Origin of the sequence: Micromonospora echinospora, assembly GCF_014203425.1 — a bacterium.
Classification (GTDB): domain Bacteria; phylum Actinomycetota; class Actinomycetes; order Mycobacteriales; family Micromonosporaceae; genus Micromonospora; species Micromonospora echinospora_A.
The window spans coordinates 809324-824497 of sequence record NZ_JACHJC010000001.1; the positions used below are offsets into that span (position 1 = coordinate 809324).

Here is a 15174-nt window from a genome sequence, read left to right on the forward strand (position 1 = left end):
CCGGCGGCGAGCGCAACAAGGAGACGTCATGACCACCCATCCGGACCCGGCCCTGCGGGAGCCGCAGGGCGGCCCGACCGACGAGTGGGCGCCGGGCGTGGACACCGTCCCCCGGGCCGCCGAGACGCCGGAAGAGCTTCAGCCGTACGCCGAGCTGGGCCTCCTCGACGACGAGTACGACCGGATCCGGCACATCCTCGGCCGCCGGCCGACCCAGGCCGAGCTGGCCATGTACTCGATCATGTGGAGCGAGCACTGCTCCTACAAGTCGAGCAAGGTGCACCTGCGCCAGTTCGGTGAGAAGGCCCCGCCGAGCGACCGGCTGCTCGCCGGCATCGGGGAGAACGCCGGCGTGGTCCAGGTCTCCGACGAGCTGGCGGTGACCTTCAAGGTCGAGTCGCACAACCACCCGAGCTTCGTCGAGCCGTACCAGGGCGCGGCGACCGGCGTCGGCGGCATCGTCCGCGACATCCTCGCCATGGGCGCCCGCCCGGTGGCCGTGATGGACCCGCTGCGCTTCGGCGCGGCCGACCACCCGGACACCGCCCGGGTGCTGCCCGGCGTGGTCGCCGGCGTCGGCGGCTACGGCAACTGCCTCGGCCTGCCCAACATCGGCGGCGAGGTCGTCTTCGACCCCTGCTACCAGGGCAACCCGCTGGTCAACGCGCTCTGCCTGGGCGTGCTGCCGGTCGACCGGCTGCAGAAGAAGGACGCCACCGGCCCCGGCAACATCGTGGTGCTGATGGGCGCCAAGACCGGCCGCGACGGCATCGGCGGCGTGTCGGTGCTGGCCAGCGCCACCTTCGACGAGGGCAGCGAGCAGCGCCGCCCGTCCGTGCAGGTCGGCGACCCGTTCATGGAGAAGCTGCTGATCGAGGCGTGCCTGGAGCTGTACGACGCCGAACTGGTCGTCGGCATCCAGGACCTCGGCGGCGCCGGTCTGACCTGCGCCCTCACCGAGACCGCCGCCTCGGCCGGCACCGGCATGCGGGTGTGGCTGGAGCGCGTGCCGCTGCGCGAGCCGTCGATGGAGCCGCACGAGATCCTGGCCAGTGAGTCCCAGGAGCGGATGCTGCTCGTCGTCTCCCCGGACAAGCTCGACGCGGTGCTCAAGACCGCCGAGAAGTGGGGCGTCTGGGCCACCGCCATCGGCGAGGTCACCGCGCCGTCCCCGGACGGCCGGCCGGGCCGCCTGGTCGTCACCTGGCGCGACCAGCTCGTGGTGGACGTGCCGCCGGGCTCGCTCGTCGACGACGGCCCGGTCTACGCCCGGCCGATGCGCGAGCCGGCCGACCTGATCCTGCTCCAGGCCGACCGCGCCGAGACCCTGCCCCGGCCGAACACCCCGGAGGCGCTCCGGGAGACCGTGCTGCGCATGATCGCGTCGCCGAACCTGGCCGACAAGACCTGGGTCACCGAGCAGTACGACCGCTACGTGCTCGGCAACACCGTGCTCGCCCAGCCGGAGGACTCCGGCGTGATCCGGATCGACGAGCGCAGCGGCCTCGGCGTCGCGCTCTCCGTCGACGGCAACGGCCGGTACGCCCGCCTCGACCCGTACCACGGCACGAAGCTGGCGCTGGCCGAGGCGTACCGGAACGTGGCGGTGACCGGCGCGAAGCCGATCGCCGTGACCAACTGCCTGAACTTCGGCTCGCCGGAGGACCCGGGCGTGATGTGGCAGTTCGCCGAGGCCGTGCGCGGCCTGGCGGACGGCTGCCTGGAGCTGGGCATCCCGGTGACCGGCGGCAACGTCAGCTTCTACAACCAGACCGGCGCCGCGGCCATCCACCCGACCCCGGTGGTCGGCGTGCTCGGCGTGCTCGACGACGTGGCGAACCGGGTGCCGATGGGCTTCGTGCCCCGGGCGGCCGGTGACCACGACCAGCTCTTCCTGCTGGGCGAGACGCACGTCGAGCTGTCCGGCTCGGAGTGGGCCTGGGTGACCCACGAGCACCTGGGCGGCATCCCGCCGCAGGTCGACCTGGCCCGCGAGCGTCAGCTCGCCGAGCTGCTGGCCGAGGCGGCCCGCGTCGGGCACCTCAGCTCGGCGCACGACCTCTCCGACGGCGGCCTGGCGCAGAGCCTTGTCGAGTCGGCCCTGCGCCAAGGCGTCGGCGCCCGGGTCGTCGTGCCGGAGCACTTCGCCGGTGGCTCGATGCCGTTCGTCTTCCTGTTCAGCGAGTCCGCCGGCCGGGCGCTGGTGTCGGTGCCGCGCGGGCACGAGAAGGCGTTCACCGCCCTCTGCGCCGAGCGCGGCGTGCCGTGGGAGTTCGTCGGCGTCACCGACCCGGCCTCCGGCGCGCTGGAGGTGCACGGCCAGTTCCGGATCGGCCTGGACGAGCTGCGCGAGGCACACACCGGCACGCTGCCGCGCCTGTTCGGCGCGGCCGAGGCGGCGCGGGTGGAGGTGGCGGCCACCCGTACCGGGACCACCACCGTGGTCCCGGCCACCGCCGAGCAGCCGATCGGTGTGGACCCGGCCGAGGTCGTCTCCGAGCCGATCGCCGAGGCGGGCACCGACGACTCGTCGGCCGGGGCGCCCGCGCCGGACGCGGCCGGCGCGGGCGCCCCGGCCGCGTCCGAGGCTGACTCCGGCGTACCCGCTGCGGCGGAGCCCGCCGCCGAGGCGCGGGACGAGACCGCGCCGGCCGCCGACACGAACCCGGCGCAGGACGGGTCCGACGGCCCGGCTCCCGGTGAGCCGGCGCCGGACCAGCGCTGAGGCCCGGGCCTTGGCCGTTTTCGCCCAGCCCGGCGCCGGTGCCCGGTTCGACTGGGGACTGACCGGGGCGGCGGAACTCGGCCGGGTCTGCGCCGCCCTGGTGGTGGTGGACGTGCTGTCGTTCACCACCGCCGTGGAGGTCGCGGTGAGCCGCGGTATGCGGGTGCACCCGTTCCCGTGGGGCGAGCAGGCCGCCGACTACGCCCGCCGGATCGGCGCCGTCGCGGCGGTGGGCCGCCGGAGGACGACAGCGGAGCACCCGTGGTCGCTCTCCCCGGCGGCGCTGCGGGCCGCGCCTGCCGTCGCCGACCTGGTGCTGCCGTCGCCGAACGGCTCGGCGATCAGCGCCGCCGCGAGCACCACCGGCGTGCCGGTGGTCGCGGCCTGCCTGCGCAACGCGCGCGCCGTCGGGCACTGGCTCCGCACCCAGGGGTACGGTTCGACCGACGCTCCCGTGGGTGTCGTGGCGGCCGGGGAACGCTGGCCCGACGGGTCACTGCGGCCGTGCGTGGAGGACCAGCTCGGCGCGGCCTGCGTGCTCGACGCGCTCGCCGGGGTACCCGGTGGGCTCTCGGTGGAGGCCGCGATGGCGCTGGCCGCGCTCGCCAGCACCCCTGATGTGCCGGCGGCGGTGCGGGGGTGCGTGTCCGGCCGGGAACTCGCCGAGGGTGGCTTCGCCGAGGACGTCGACGTCGCGACCGAGGTCGGCGTCTCCGACGTGGTGCCGGTGCTCCGCCAGGACTACTTCGCCGCGGCCTGAGCCTCCGCTTCCGCTGCCCGCGCGACGGGGCGTATCGACAACTGTGGCCGCCCGCAAGCGCGGGCGGCCACAGTCGTGCGTGCTGATTCGGGTCAGTCGTCGAGCCAGTCGAGTCGCCGCCCGGCGCGGTCCCCCTGCGCGTCCGGGCGAGCGCGACCGGCCTGCGCCGGGTCGTTGGGGTAGGCGTCGTCGTAGCCGGCACCGCGCTGCTGCGGCGGCTCCTGGCCGTAACCACCCTGCTGGCCGTATCCGCCCTGCGGGGACTGGCCGTAACCGTCGCCGTATCCGGCGCCCTGCTGGCCGTATCCGCCCGCCTGGTGTCCGCCGTCGTACCCGCCGCCGGTGTTGCCGTAGCCGCCACCGGCCGGGCCGTTGTCGTAGCCGCCCTGCTGCCGACCGTCGTAGCCGCTGGCCGGGCTGTCGTAGCCACCGGCCGGAGCGTCGCCGTATCCACCCTGCTGGCGGCCGGCGTCGTAGCCACCGGCCGGGGCGTCGTAGCCGCCTGCGGGCGCGTCGCCGTATCCACCGGTGGCCCGGCCACCGCTGTAGCCCGCGTCGCCGTACCCGCCGGCCGGGGCGTCGCCGTAGCCACCGGCGCTGCCGTAGCCACCCGCCGGGGCGTCGCCGTATCCGCCCTGCTGGCGGCCGCTGTCGTAGCCGCCGGTGGGCGCGTTGTCGTAGCCACCCGAGGCGGCGCCGTACCCGCCGCCGGCGCGGTAGCCGTCGCCCTGCTCCGCGCCGCGGCCGTACGCGGCCGGACCGGACTGGTCGTAGCCGCGATCCTGCTCCGGCTGGTAGGTGCTGGTCGGGTACGGGTCGGCCGCCGGCGCGTACTGGGTGCTGTCGCCGGTGTAACGGCCGGTCGGCTCGTCGAAGCGCTCGTTGCCGTACCCGCCGCCCTGGGCCGCGTATCCGGCCGCCCCGGCCGCAGCGCCGGCGGCGTAGTCCGGGCTGCCGTAGCCGGCGCCGGAGGACGGACCGTTGCCGTAACCGCTGCCCGAGGAGGGCGCGGTGCCGTATCCGCCGCCGGAGGCAGGCGCGTCGCCGTAGCCGCTGCCGGCGCCGTAGCCGCCCTGACCGGGCGCGTCGTCGCCGTAGCCGTACCCGGCCTGTCCCGCGCCGACGCCGTACGCCGGTCCGGGCGGCGCGCCGTACGGGTCCGGCGGGACGTCGTCCACGACCGGCCGCTGGAGCATGGTGGGGGCCTCGCTGATCGACGGGCCGCCGACCATCGTCGCGGCCGGCCCGGCGCCCATGCCGTTCACTACCCGGGTCTGGTCGTCCGTGCCGTGGTACGCGCCCCGGGCAGCGGGGATCGCGCCGGCCGCCGCTGCGCCGCCGGGGCCACCCGGACCGATCGGCCCGCCCGGGCCGTCGCCGTCACCGTCGTCGCCCTCGTTCTTGCGCCGCATGTAGAGCAGCACGATGGTGCCCACACCGACGGCGACGAACAGGCCGCCGAGCAGGATCAGCAGCCAGGAGCCGAAGCCGCCGGAGTCCTCGTTCGCGGTCGGCTGCTGGGCGGCCGGCGCGTCGGTGGCCGGGGTGTCGGTCGCCTCCTCGTCGAGCGGTTCTTCCGACGGCGGGGCGGACTCGCTCGCCGACGGGGTGGCGCTCGGGCTCGCCGACGCCCGCACCTGGATGCTGAGCCGGATGCCGGTCACCGACGCACCGGCGGCCGCGTTGATCGACCTGGCGCTCGGGGCGGCGCCGTCCGTCGACGCGCCCAGGTCGATCCGGCCGGGCGCGATCGGTTCGGACGCGGAGCCGCTGAAGCTGAAGTTGCCGTTGCCGCCGGTGTTGGTGCGGCGCTGCTTGCCCGCGCTGTCGCGCAGCATGACGAGGGCGCCTTCGATCGGCTCGCCGTCGGCGTTGACCACCTTGCCGGACACCGTCTTGACCGTCTGCGGCTGGTCCGGCGTCGGCGGGGCGGTCGCTCTGACGGTGACCCGGAGCGGACGTTCGCTTCCGCTTACCTTGATCGTCGCCTGCGAACTGTTTGCGGCCGGTGCATTGGGGGCAGCTGAAAGGTTGAGGACGACGGCTTTCGTCTGCTGCCCGCCGAAGTCGATAGGGCCGCAGCCTCCGCAGGTGACTCCGTCCGGCAGGTCGGTCACGTCGATGTCGGCGGATGTCTCGTCCCCGCCGAGGCGGACGAGCACGTTGACACGGCCGGCCCGACCGGCATCGATCGTCACCGAGTTATCCGCAGTGACGATGCTGGCGGCGAGGGCGGGGGTGGCGGGGACGGTGAGCAGGGCGCCGAAGACCAGCGCAACGACCACACCGGCCCGCTGCTTCCAGGCACGTCGGTGTGTTGACACGTCCACCGCCTTCCGGGTCTGATCTCTCCGCCGACCGCTCGGCCGAGGTTGATCACTCACGGTACGAACAACGCCGTCGGCAACTATGCCTTGTCTGACCGGATCATCTCTACCCAGGGCCGCCGGAGGGCGGCCTTCTGCCGGGTCGTATCGTCCCGTCGTGTCCTCTCCGCACGCTTATTCCGAAGCGGTACTCGCCGCGCTGGCGGCGCTGGACGAGGGGCGTACGCCCGAACGGCCGGTCCTCCGGGAGGCGGTCCGGACCCTCTTGGCTGCCCTCACGGATCGCGCCCCCGGCCGATCGGTGGAGGTGCGCGTCCCACCCTACGGTGCGGTGCAGTGCGTGAGTGGCCCACGACACACCCGGGGCACGCCCCCGAATGTGGTGGAGATGGACCCGCCGACGTGGCTGGCGCTCGCCACCGGACGCCTCGACTGGGAGCGGGCGGTCACCGACGGTCGCGTACGGGTGTCGGGGAGCCGGGCCGACCTCTCCGCGTACCTCCCGATTTAGTCGGCGGGAGGCGGCGACGCCTCCTCACCCTGAGCGGGGGCTCCGTGACTGTCGGTATCGACTGCTGTTCGCGTACACTGAGAGCCGACGACGGTCCCGGCCCATGCGTGCGGAGCTGACCCCCGGCTCCGCCAGGCCAGTCCAGACCCCACTGCGAGGGAGCGGCAGGTGCCCCGAGGCGATGGCCGGCTGAGCCACGACCTTGACCCCCAGCGACCCGGCCCCCAGGACGCGTGCGGCGTCTTCGGCGTCTGGGCGCCCGGGGAAGAGGTCGCGAACCTCACCTACTTCGGGCTGTACGCCCTCCAGCACCGCGGCCAGGAGGCCGCGGGCATCGCGGTCAGCGACGGTTCCGGCGTCGTGGTCTACAAGGATCTCGGCCTGGTCGCCCAGGTGTTCGACGAGCCGACGCTCGCCAGCCTGCGCGGGCACGTCGCGATCGGGCACGCGCGCTACTCCACCACCGGTGGCTCGACCTGGGAGAACGCCCAGCCGACGATCCGGGCCACCAGCGCCGGCACCACTATCGCGCTGGCGCACAACGGCAACCTGGTGAACACCGCCGAGCTGCAGCGCGAGGCGGCGGCGCGCGGGCTGGACTCCGACGGTTCGACGAACGACACCTCGCTGGTCACCATGCTGCTGGCCAGCCGGCCCGACCTGTCGGTCGAGGCGGCCGCGCTGGAGGTGCTGCCGCAGCTGCGCGGCGCGTTCAGCTTCGTCTTCATGGACGAGTCGACGCTCTACGCGGCGCGGGACGCGCACGGCGTACGCCCGCTGATGCTCGGCCGGCTGGAGCGCGGCTGGGTGGTGGCGAGCGAGACCGCCGCGCTGGACATCGTCGGCGCGAGCGTGGTCCGCGAGGTGGAGCCGGGCGAGCTGATCGCCATCGACGAGAACGGGATGCGTTCCAGCCGGTTCGCCTCGCCCGAGCCCAAGGGCTGCCTCTTCGAGTACGTGTACATCGCCCGGCCGGACGCCACCATCGCCGGCCGTAACGTGCACGCCGCACGGGTGCAGATCGGCCGCCAGCTCGCCAAGGAGCACCCGGTCGAGGCCGACCTGGTGATCCCGGTGCCGGAGTCCGGCACCCCGGCCGCGATCGGCTACGCCGAGGAGTCCGGCATCACCTACGGCCAGGGCCTGATGAAGAACCCGTACGTCGGGCGCACCTTCATCCAGCCCTCGCAGACGCTGCGCGCGCTCGGCGTCCGGCTGAAGCTGAACCCGCTGCGGCAGAACGTGCGCGGCAAGCGCCTGGTGGTGGTGGACGACTCGATCGTGCGGGGCACCACCCAGCGGGCGATCGTCCGGTTGCTGCGCGAGGCGGGCGCTCTTGAGGTCCATGTCCGGATCTCCTCGCCGCCGGTGAGCTGGCCCTGCTTCTACGGAATCGACTTCGCCACCCGGGCCGAACTGCTGGCCAACGGGCTGGACAACGAGGGAATCCGGCGCTCGATCGGCGCCGACACGCTCGGGTACGTATCGCTGCCCGGTCTCATCGCCGCGACCGAGCAGCCGAAGAGCCGGCTCTGTCGGGCGTGCTTCGATGGGGAGTACCCGATCGAACTGCCGGCCGGAAACCTGATCGGCAAGCACGTGCTCGAAGGAGTGGGACGCCGGGTCGCCGCCGAGGCTGCCGGGCCGACCGGTCCGCTCGTCGCCACACCGACCCACCACCCGTAGCACCACCGACGCGGGTCCGGCCGCTCCGGGCTCGCGGGAACCACAAAGGGGAGAACCGTGACGCACGTGTCCGAGCGCAGCGGCGCAGGATCCAGCCCGTCGGGCGCCGGCGGCGACCGCCAGCCCTGGTCGGCGGGGTCCGGCCGGACGCAGCGCAAACGCTCGGTCTCGTACGCCGACGCCGGGGTGTCGATCGAGGCGGGCGACCGCGCGGTCGAGCTGCTCAAGTCCAAGGTCAAGCAGACCCGGCGCCCCGAGGTCATGGGCGACCTGGGCGGCTTCGCCGGCCTGTTCCGGCTGGACACCAAGAAGTACAAGAACCCGATCCTGGCCTCCTCGACCGACGGCGTGGGCACCAAGCTGGTGATCGCGCAGCAGCTCGACATCCACGACACGGTCGGCATCGACCTGGTCGCCATGGTCGTCGACGACCTGGTCGCCTGCGGCGCCGAGCCGCTGTTCCTGCTCGACTACATCGCCACCGGCGAGGTCGTGCCGGACAAGGTCGCCGAGATCGGCGCCGGCATCGCGGACGGCTGCCGGTACGCCGGTTGCGCGCTGCTGGGTGGCGAGACCGCCGAGCACCCGGGCGTGCTGCGCCCCGACGAGTACGACATCTCCGCCACCGGCGTGGGCGTGGTGGAGGAGAGCGACATCCTCCGCCCGGAGCGGGTGGAGGTGGGCGACGTGGTGATCGCCATGCGTTCCTCCGGCCTGCACTCCAACGGCTACTCCCTGGTTCGGCACGTGCTGCTGGGCGCCGGCCGGATGCGGCTGGACGTGGTGATCGACGACTTCGGCCGCCAGCGGACGCTCGGCGAGGAGCTGCTCACCCCGACCAAGATCTACGCGCAGGACTGCCTCAAGCTGATCGCCGAGGCCGAGGTGCGGGCGCTGGCCCACGTCACCGGCGGCGGCATCCCCGGCAACCTGGTCCGGGTGCTGCCCGAGAACGTCGACGCCGTGGTCAACCGCTCCACCTGGAAGCCGCAGCCGATCTTCGACCTGATCCAGTCCAAGGGCCGGATCGAGGACCCGGAGATGGAGGCGACCTTCAACATGGGCGTCGGCATGTTCGCGATCGTCTCCGCCGAGGACGCCGACCGCGCGCTGGCCACCCTGACCGGCCGGGGCGTGGACGCCTGGCAGGCGGGCGAGATCATCGAGGGGTCCGGCAACGTGCAGATGGTCGGGCAGCACACCCGGGGCTGATCACCCTGCGCCGATCGGCCGGGCACCTGATCGGGGGTTCACCCGAGCGGTCGCCGCGGCCTAGCCTGGAGGTTCGGTTTTCAGGCAGGCGGGGGAGGTGCTGATGGCTGCGCGCACGCCCGAAGGGATGCGGGGCATCGCCGCCGTCCCGTCGTATGTGGTGATGCAGCCGACGACGCTGTGCAACCTCGACTGCGCCTACTGCTACCTGCCGCTACGGGCGGCCGACAGGCGGATGCCGGTGGCTGTCGCCGAGGCGGTGGCGGCGTCGGTGAACCCGTGGGCGGCGGGTGGCCGCTTCTCCGTCGTCTGGCACGGCGGCGAGCCGCTCGCCGCCGGCCGGGAGCATCTGGCCGCCCTGCTGGCGCCGTTCGGGCCGGACGTCGAGCACCACGTGCAGACGAACGCCACGCTCGTCGACGACGCCTGGTGCGCGTTCTTCGCCGAGCACCGGGTGCGGGTCAGCGTCAGCGTGGACGGGCCACGGGCCCGCAACGCCGAGCGGGTCACCCGGGGCGGACGGCCGGCGTACGACCGGATCGTGGCCGGGGTGGCGGCGCTGCGCCGCCACGGCGTGCCGTTCTCGGCGCTGGCTGTGGTGTCGCGGCCGGAGCCGGGTCTGGCGACCGAGTTGTACGACTACTTCCTCGACCTGGGCTGCGACGTGCTCGGCGTCAACATCGAGGAGACCGAGGGCGTCAACACCCGGACGAACGCCCGGGACGCGGGCGCGGTCACCGGGTTCTGGGCGGAGCTGGTGGCGGCGTGGCGCCGCGATCCCCGGATCCATCTGCGCGAGGTGGAGTGGTCGCTGCGGTACGCGGGCGCGGTCCTGGCCGGCACCGCCGACGACCTGCTGCCCCGCCGCCTCGACCCGATCCCGACGGTCGGGCACGACGGCTCGGTGGTGGTGCTCTCGCCGGAGCTGGCCGGCTTCACGGACCCGCACTACGGCGACTTCGCCAGTGGGAACGTGCTCACCACCCCGCTGGGCGAGATCCTCGCCGGCGCGGCCGGCACGCCCTGGGTGGGGGAGTTCCTCACCGGCGTGGAGGCGTGCCGGACGTCCTGCGCGTACTTCGGCTTCTGTGGCGGTGGGCACGCCGCCAACCGCTACTTCGAGCTGGGGCGTTTCGACGGCACGGAGACCGAGCACTGCCGGAACAGCAAGATCCGCCTACTGGAGGGAGTGTTGGAGCATGCCCGAGACCATCAGTGACACCGACCGGGGGGCCGTGGCCGACCGGGTGCGGGACGCCGCTGCGGGGCTTACCGCTCTGCTCCGTGAGGCGGAGGCGGCGCGGCTGCTGCGGGCGGAGGTGTCGGGCGGCGACGGCGCCAACGCGGTCTGCGCGTGGAACCACTTCGAGAACATCCCGACGTTCTACAACTGGAACAACCGGCCACGCTGAGGAGACGGTTCCGCGATCAGGGACCTGTCGGCGAGTCGGGGCGGCACCCCGGCGCGGCAGGTCCCTGATCGTCGGTCGTACGCCGGCTCAGCAGAGCACATGCGTGAGCACGCGGGGGTTACCGCGTGCTCAGATGTGACCGGAGGTCAGCGGGTCGGACGAGCCCAGGTGTCCGGGTCGTCGTCCGCATGGTCCTCGTCATCGTCGTCGACATACTCTTTGTAGTCGTCGTCGAAGTTGTGCTCAGACTTCCCACTGCCCGCAAGTTCGCGCTGCAAGGCGGTTAGGTCGGTGTTCGGGGAGTGGTACTTCAACTCCCGGGCCACCTTCGTCTGCTTGGCCTTAGCACGGCCGCGCCCCATGGCTCGACCCCCTCGCACAGAATGCGGGGCAGCCCGAAGGCGGGCCCCGATGACGTCAGGCATCTCTCGTGGCTCTTACGGTACATGGGGATGCCATCGTTCGGCACCTCGGGTCACCGTCGACCGGACCTGCGCGTCGCAGTTGTCCAGCCGTCACCAAGTGTACCCGGTAAGGGGTAAGGTCCGGGGCTGGCCGTGACAGCGGACAAATCGGTAGAAAGTAGCCCGAGCGTCAGCGTACCGCGCGGGTCCCCGAGGGCGGAGGGGGTCGGTCGCCCTCGGGGGTGAGCTTCACCGCAGATGGATCGCGCGCAGCCGGCCGACGTCGGCCATCCGCCGCTCGGCGAGCCGGTCCGCGGCCACCGCCGGGGGCACGCCCTCGTCCTCGGCCAGCTGGAGGATCTGCCGGGTGGTGTCGAAGATCCGGGTGGCCCGCAGCTTGGCGCGCTCGAAGTTGAAGCCCTCGATCTCGTCCGCCACCTGGATCACGCCGCCCGAGTTCACCACGTAGTCCGGGGTGTAGAGGATGCCCCGGTCGGCGAGCACCTTCTCGATGCCCGAGTGGGCGAGCTGGTTGTTCGCGGCCCCGGTGACCACCTTCGCCCGCAGCACCGGCACGGTCTCGTCGTTCAGCGCGCCGCCGAGCGCGCACGGGGCGTACACGTCGATGTCGGAGGCGACGAGCGCCGCGGTGTCGTCGACCAGGGTGACCTGCGGGTGGGTGGTGCGCGCCCACTCCAGGGCGCGGGGGTTCACGTCGGTCGCCACCACCTCGGCGCCGTCGTCGAGCAGGTGGGCGGTCAGGTACTTGCCGACCTTGCCCAGCCCGGACACGCCGACCCGCCGGCCGGCCAGCGTCGGGCTGCCCCAGACGTGCTCGGCGGCGGCCCGCATGCCCTGGAACACGCCCCACGCGGTGAGGATCGAGGAGTCACCGGCGCCGCCGTGCTCCACGCTGCGGCCGGTGACGTACCGGGTCTCGCGCGCGATCACGTCCATGTCCGCGACGTACGTGCCGACGTCGCAGGCGGTGTAGTAGCGGCCGTTGAGCGACTCGACGAAGCGGCCGTACGCGCGCAGCAGCGCCTCGCTCTTGATCTGCTCGGGGTCGCCCCAGATGACCGCCTTGCCGCCACCGAGGTCGAGGTTCGCCAGGGCGTTCTTGTACGCCATGCCGCGCGAGAGGTCGAGCACGTCGGCGAGGGCGTCCTCCTCCGTCGCGTACGGGTAGAACCGGGTGCCGCCGAGCGCGGGGCCCAGCGCGGTGGAGTAGATCCCGATGATCGCCTTCAGGCCGGACTGCTTGTCCTGGCAGAACACGACCTGCTCATGCCCCGTGGAAACGGGGTCGTCGGTGCTGGCGAATACGCCCATGGCTGACTCCTGTGTCGGTGAGCGCCCTTGTGGGGAGCGGAACCTGGTGGCACGCCGGCGGGATGGTGCCGGTGTCTCTGAGCCTAATATCGGCCGGGACCGTACTGTCGCGCACGTCACGCCACGGGCTTGCGGGCGGCGACGGGGGGTCCCGTCTCGTGGGAGGATCGCGCCGTGCCGTCGCTCTTCGCTTCATACCTGCGCGTGTACGAGCCGTTGACCGCCTTCGACAGGGACCGGCAGTCGTACTGGCGCCGGTACGTCAGCGAAGGCCGGGCGATCGCCCCGCTGGAGGGGCCGGTACGACAACGGACCGCGGTGATCGAGGCGCTGGGCGCGGGCTGGACCCGATTGCCCGACCTGCCCGACGAGGCGTACGTCCTGGAGTCGGACGACTCGTTGCTGGTCTGCCCCTGGAACCTGCGTATCCGGGTCGCCGAGGCGGCGCTGAGCGCCCGCGACGGCGTGCCCTCGGTGTTGGCCGACGCGTTCGTGCCGCCGGTGCTCGCCGGGCAGGCCAAGGCCGTGGTGGAGGACTGGCGCAGCGGCGCCCGGGTGCTGGAGCACGGCGTGCCCAGGGTGCACGAGCAGATCGCCACCTGGGGCGTGCCGCTGCGCTGGTTCGTGCTGTTCGAAGCCGGCGAGCGGCACCTGGTCACCGAGCCGGAGCGGCGCGCGCTGCGCTACCGCACCGAGATCTCCAAGGCGCGCCGCCGGGCCTCGCGGGCGCTGTCGGTGCTGCGCAAGTCGATCGGCGAGGCGCCGATCACCGAGGCGGTCGAGGAGGCCGCCCGGTGGCTGGAGGAGTTCCACCCGCGCTCGGTGGTCGAGCTGGACTACGGCGGCCTGGTGCAACTGCTGCCGGACGAGACGCTCGAGGCCGACGACTCGACCGATCTGGTGGCCACCGGACTGTCCGGACTGGGCCGGGGCGAGGCGGAGGAGGCGTCCGCCGCGTACGACAAGCTGGTCGCCCGCTGGCGCGCGGTGCAGCTGCTGGAGCGCTGCAATTGACGCCCGGTTTGCCCCTTTAAGTGGCCTTAGACACGAGAGTGTCTCGTAGTTGATGCGTCACGACCCGTGATCATGAGTCCGAATAAGGTACTTTCTGCGGCATAAAAGTCGTAAAAATCGGGCATGCTTCATCCGTCCGTCTAGGGACCTTCAGCCGTTCGGCCCATGTCGGACATCGGGGACTAGCCGGACCATGGGAGACGCGTCGGCCGGCGGGACCCCGGCCGATGTCTATACATGTGGAGGAGTGACCCCGATGGCATCGCGAACGCACGAACCTGAGCCGCTACTCACACCGGCCGAGGTGGCGTCGATGTTCCGTGTCGACCCTAAAACGGTGACCCGGTGGGCCAAGGCTGGCAAGCTCAGCGCCATCCGGACCCTTGGCGGTCACCGCCGCTACCGTGAGTCAGAGGTTCGGGCCCTGCTGCAGGGGCAGATCCCCCAGCAGCGCCAGGGAGACTGACGAACCGGCGTTCTCCGGCGTTCCCGATCAGGGGCGGTGCCGTCGCGGCAGCGACGATCCACCGCCCTTAATCGCGTCCGGGCTCAATCGTGTCCGGGGGCCGCGCCGTCCAGCACGATCCGCAACCCCACAGTGCCCCCCTCGCCCCGGCGCAGCCGGCTGCCCAGCAGGCTCAGCCGCCCGATCAGCCGGTACTTCTGCTTGAGCAGGCCCCGCACCCGCTGGGTGCTCTCCGGACCGGCGATCGTCGCGTGCCCCGGCACCGCCTCGCCGTGCGGCCGCCCGCGCACGTCGCACGGCGCCACAGTCACCCGGCCGTCGCGCCGGATCCGCTTCACCTTGCCGGAGTCGGACACCGTCCACACCGCCAGCGAGTCACCGTCGCGCACCGCCCACACCGGTGTCGCCACCGCCCGGCCGTCCTTGCGGAACGTGGTGAGCAGGACGTACTTCTCCGCCGCCAGGCGGTCCAGGTCGGTCACGCCGCCCAGGATACGGCGGCGACAGCCCGGCCGAGCACGGATAGCGTGCTCACATGACCGGGGAACCCGAGATCGGCGACGTGTTCGGCGAGATGATCCGCGACGCGTACGCGGTCGCCACCGGGATCGGACCCCGGCCGATGGCAGGTGGACGCCTGCCCCGCCCGGTCATCGAGATCATCGAACGGGACGACGGGCTGATCAACGGCGCGCCCGCGGGGCACTACCTGGACCCGCCGCAGCTGTGGCAGCCGCACGACCACCGGGCCGTGGACCGGGTACGCGGGCACGTGCTCGACGTCGGCGTCGGCGCCGGACGGATCGCGCTGGAACTCCAGGAGCGCGGCGTGCCGGTCACCGGCCTGGACACCTCGCTGGGCGCGCTGCGGGTCAGCCGGCACCGGGGCGTACGCGACCTCGTCCACGGCACCGTCGACGAGCACGCCGCCGACGGACCGCGCTACGACACGTTCCTGCTGCTCGGCAACAACCTCGGACTGTTCGAGGGGCGGGAACGGGCGCCAGCGATGCTGGCCGCGCTCGCCGCCCTGGCGCGCCCCGGCGCCCGGGTGATCGCCCATGGCACCGACCCGTACGGCACCACCGACCCGGCGCACACCGGCTACCACGAGCGCAACCGGCAACGGGGCCGGCTGGGCGGGCAACTGCGGCTGCGGCTGCGCTACCGGCTGCTCGGCACCGGGTGGTTCGACTACCTGGTCTGCTCGCCCGAGGAGTTCGCCGAGCTGGTCCACGGCTCACCGTGGCAACTGGCCGACGTGGACGACACCGACCACCCCTACTACCTCGCCACCCTGGCGCTGCGGCGTTAGGAAGGGCCCC

Annotated in this window: 14 protein-coding genes; 10 read left to right on the forward strand and 4 right to left on the reverse strand. The window is 72.8% G+C overall.

The features are described 5' to 3' along the window. Positions 1–28 precede the first annotated feature (28 nt). Positions 29–2725 carry a phosphoribosylformylglycinamidine synthase subunit PurL gene (purL, locus tag FHU28_RS03830; protein ID WP_184680927.1) on the forward strand — a complete coding sequence of 899 codons (2697 nt, stop codon included), beginning with the start codon at positions 29–31 and terminating at the stop codon, positions 2723–2725. 10 nt (positions 2726–2735) lie between these two features. Continuing rightward, on the forward strand, positions 2736–3485 hold the full coding sequence (locus FHU28_RS03835; RefSeq protein WP_184680929.1) for a 2-phosphosulfolactate phosphatase: 750 nt from the start codon (positions 2736–2738) through the stop codon (positions 3483–3485). Between the two features lie 92 nt (positions 3486–3577). Here FHU28_RS03835 and FHU28_RS03840 read toward each other — a convergent pair whose 3' ends face one another. Next, on the reverse strand, positions 3578–5809 hold the full coding sequence (locus FHU28_RS03840; RefSeq protein ID WP_184680931.1) for a carboxypeptidase-like regulatory domain-containing protein: 2232 nt from the start codon (positions 5807–5809) through the stop codon (positions 3578–3580). A gap of 160 nt (positions 5810–5969) precedes the next feature. Between FHU28_RS03840 and FHU28_RS03845 the strand changes: the two genes are divergently transcribed. From FHU28_RS03845 to amcA, 5 genes are all read left to right on the forward strand, one after another. Further along, positions 5970–6323 (forward strand): sterol carrier family protein, encoded by a 354-nt coding sequence (locus FHU28_RS03845; protein WP_184680933.1) that lies wholly within the window; start codon positions 5970–5972, stop codon positions 6321–6323. A 168-nt stretch (positions 6324–6491) separates the two neighbouring features. After that, positions 6492–8009 carry an amidophosphoribosyltransferase gene (purF, locus tag FHU28_RS03850; RefSeq protein WP_184680935.1) on the forward strand — a complete coding sequence of 506 codons (1518 nt, stop codon included), beginning with the start codon at positions 6492–6494 and terminating at the stop codon, positions 8007–8009. Between the two features lie 57 nt (positions 8010–8066). Next, complete coding sequence (purM, locus tag FHU28_RS03855) at positions 8067–9221, forward strand: phosphoribosylformylglycinamidine cyclo-ligase (RefSeq protein WP_184680937.1); 1155 nt, start codon at positions 8067–8069, stop codon at positions 9219–9221. Positions 9222–9348: 127 nt separating this feature from the next. Further along, entirely contained in the window at positions 9349–10440 is a 1092-nt protein-coding gene (gene amcB / locus FHU28_RS03860) for a cyclophane-forming radical SAM peptide maturase AmcB (protein ID WP_184689199.1), read from the forward strand. Beyond that, complete coding sequence (amcA, locus tag FHU28_RS03865; protein WP_030500600.1) at positions 10421–10633, forward strand: multiple cyclophane-containing RiPP AmcA; 213 nt, start codon at positions 10421–10423, stop codon at positions 10631–10633. The genes amcB and amcA overlap by 20 nt, the downstream gene beginning before the upstream one ends. Before the next feature lie 146 nt (positions 10634–10779). Here the strand turns inward: amcA and FHU28_RS03870 are convergent, their stop codons facing one another. Then, positions 10780–10995: a DUF3073 domain-containing protein gene (locus FHU28_RS03870; RefSeq protein WP_013283429.1), complete on the reverse strand. Its 216-nt coding sequence runs from the start codon at positions 10993–10995 to the stop codon at positions 10780–10782. Between the two features lie 291 nt (positions 10996–11286). Beyond that, positions 11287–12369 (reverse strand): Glu/Leu/Phe/Val family dehydrogenase, encoded by a 1083-nt coding sequence (locus FHU28_RS03875; RefSeq protein ID WP_184680939.1) that lies wholly within the window; start codon positions 12367–12369, stop codon positions 11287–11289. Between the two features lie 174 nt (positions 12370–12543). On the opposite strand from FHU28_RS03875, the gene FHU28_RS03880 reads away from it, so the two are divergent. Together FHU28_RS03880 and FHU28_RS03885 are read left to right on the forward strand one after the other, a co-directional pair. Continuing rightward, positions 12544–13383, forward strand: a complete 840-nt coding sequence (locus tag FHU28_RS03880; protein WP_030500602.1) for a DUF8083 family protein — start codon at positions 12544–12546, stop codon at positions 13381–13383. Positions 13384–13639: 256 nt separating this feature from the next. Further along, the gene (locus tag FHU28_RS03885) at positions 13640–13849 is read left to right on the forward strand and encodes a BldC family transcriptional regulator (protein ID WP_007073996.1); all 210 of its coding nucleotides are present in this window, start codon (positions 13640–13642) and stop codon (positions 13847–13849) included. 83 nt (positions 13850–13932) lie between these two features. Here FHU28_RS03885 and FHU28_RS03890 read toward each other — a convergent pair whose 3' ends face one another. Next, entirely contained in the window at positions 13933–14331 is a 399-nt protein-coding gene (locus tag FHU28_RS03890; RefSeq protein WP_184680941.1) for a PPOX class F420-dependent oxidoreductase, read from the reverse strand. Positions 14332–14384: 53 nt separating this feature from the next. On the opposite strand from FHU28_RS03890, the gene FHU28_RS03895 reads away from it, so the two are divergent. After that, a complete protein-coding gene (locus FHU28_RS03895; RefSeq protein ID WP_184680943.1) occupies positions 14385–15164 on the forward strand; it encodes a class I SAM-dependent methyltransferase in 780 nt (259 codons plus the stop codon). Positions 15165–15174 lie beyond the last annotated feature (10 nt).